This is a genomic window from Novipirellula aureliae, assembly GCF_007860185.1.
In the GTDB taxonomy this organism is placed as follows: domain Bacteria; phylum Planctomycetota; class Planctomycetia; order Pirellulales; family Pirellulaceae; genus Novipirellula_A; species Novipirellula_A aureliae.
In genome coordinates this window covers 1-2,236 of record NZ_SJPY01000029.1, presented here as the reverse complement: position 1 = coordinate 2,236, position 2,236 = coordinate 1, and the positions used below count along the sequence as shown (strand labels likewise).

Annotated in this window: 2 protein-coding genes; both read left to right on the top strand. The window is 49.6% G+C overall.

Annotated elements, in window-relative coordinates:
• The first annotated feature begins 290 nt into the window (after positions 1-290).
• A complete protein-coding gene (locus tag Q31b_RS29785) occupies positions 291-605 on the top strand; it encodes an AHH domain-containing protein (RefSeq protein WP_197172544.1) in 315 nt (104 codons plus the stop codon).
• Positions 602-1,777, top strand: a complete 1,176-nt coding sequence (locus tag Q31b_RS27610; RefSeq protein WP_146602904.1) for a suppressor of fused domain protein — start codon at positions 602-604, stop codon at positions 1,775-1,777. Before Q31b_RS29785 ends, Q31b_RS27610 begins: the two co-directional genes overlap by 4 nt.
• The last annotated feature ends 459 nt before the right edge of the window (positions 1,778-2,236 follow it).

The window sequence follows — 2,236 nt, the reverse complement described above, 5'->3', positions numbered from 1 at the left end:
TCGCATTGGCGATATTGAGATGCTACGCGAAGAAACCTCTGCCTGGGCCAGCGATGTAAATGAAACCCAACGCGGAGTCGATTGGCAAATGAAAATCGACGAAGCGAGGACAAAGCTGCTTTCCGTCCATCCTAAAATTAAGATGTAACGCAGCACTAGGCGTCCCTTCTCCATTTTTCTTGTTGTGACCTTCTTTGCGATGCCGAAGGATAAATGTACGGACTCGTTGCGGCCCTTCCGAGGGAAAGATCCTATCTCACGGGGGCACACGCCCGTTTCCCGACGATCAAGTGCAACAGGCAACGCATAATTCTCGGCGAAGTCCAATCGGGGTAATACTACACCACCTGACATCATGCTCTGTCCCTTCGTCAGTCTTTGTCCCTTCGTCAGTCTTGCGTCGTGCTGGAATCGGAATTAACGAGTTTCGCAACCTTGCAATAGCGATCAATCAGAGACATTCCAAAGCATATGCGAAAGCAGTGTTCAAAACCCTTCGGGATGCACAGCGACGGTCGAGCAACCAAACAGAACTGACTAACAATGTTGCAAAAGCACTCAATCGTATTGCGAAAATATTAGGCGAAGGAAATCCTTTCCAATGAATGAAAGATCGTACACTGGTACCCCATACGCAAATCTCTTCAAGGCACTAACAGATCTGCATGACTTAGATATGATTCAAAAGATTCTTGAGGACCATCCACGCGTAAAGAAAAAGGTGGGCCTTGATCTGTTGTGTGAGGCCGCGAAGCAATCGTCACCAGATATCCTAAGATGGCTTGCGGAGAACGGATGGGACATAAATCACTTTGACGGTCACTTTAGCGTGCTCTCGTGGGCCATACTACGCGGTAAACATGAGAACGCAAAGTGCTTATTGGAGTTGGGGGCCGACCCAAACCTCGACTGTCCATTGTTCTCAGTCGCAGGATCGAAAAAATACACAGATGATCCGATTCCATTGGCAAAGCTGCTTCTGGATTACGGGGCCGATATTAATCATCTTTTTGTTACAAACAACGATCAGGTGCCTGACCAAACTGCGCTAGATCGAGCCGAAGAACTGGGGGTTGATGAACTCTCCGCCTTTCTACGATCAAACGGCGCATTGCGTGCCGGTGAACTTTCCGACACCGATGCTGCTTCCACCGAAGCTGTTTCCACCGATGGCGACAAAGAGGTTGTCTCAAGACATCTTGCCAAAACATACGCGCCGGTGGATCCTTCCGCATACACGCAAATCGTTTCGCCAACGCAAATCGCAGTTCGGGTTTTGAGAGACGACGAGGCTGGTCTGGCTATGTTATTTACTGAAGGCTTAAGTCAACACGAACTCAATGTACCCAATGGAAAGGAGGGTTTCCGTTTTGCGGAACTGCTTCTTTATGTGCCACTCTCTATGATTGACAAAAATTACACAGGACTTGATCCGGAGAAAACATGGCCAGTCCAGTGGATGTTTAAGATTGCGAATTACACAGTAGAGTCAGGAGATTGGTTAGGAGATAGTGTAACGAGCTTTGCGGACGAACAACTACAGCCGCTTGGACCTGGAACTCGCTTTACCGCCTGGATGCTGGCGCTGTCCACAAACGACGACCACAGGATACCCTTTGGGTCGAAAGGCGAAATAAGGATGTACCAATTGTTTCCGCTGTACTCTGAAGAGTATCAGCTATTTAAGATGGAGGGTTTTGGTGCGTTGTACGAACGCCTTGAAAGCGTAGGATTACCAGAGTATGTGGACGTAGATCGCGAAAATTTGGTCACGTAAAAAAGCACCAATCAAAGGGTCATAGCACTTTTCCGCGAAAGACGAATGCATGGGCGAGTGCATGGGGACAGAGCATGAGGTTGGTGTATTTGCCTTCTCCCGTGTGGAGATATAGGATTCTTTAGAGAGTTTGCTGATGCTTTTCTTCTGGAGGGGGAGCGTTTCGCGGGAGGCAGACTTGATCTTCGGTTTTCGTTCAGTGAAAACCGAAGATCAAGACTGACCCCGACGAAGTCTCTCAAGACGGTCTCAAGTCGCTTTCCGGCGGTGCCGACAAGATCGCCGGCCTGATCCCCATGGTCTTCGAGGACGCCAGCAACTCCTCGAAGCCGTCGTCGCTAACGTCACGACCGCCTAAACTCCGTGCCTTCGTGCCTCTGTGAGAGCCCCGCTGTCCGGCAATGAATCTCTCACAGAGGCACGGAGTCACAGAGGGAACGCTTCGCGAAGATCAAGACT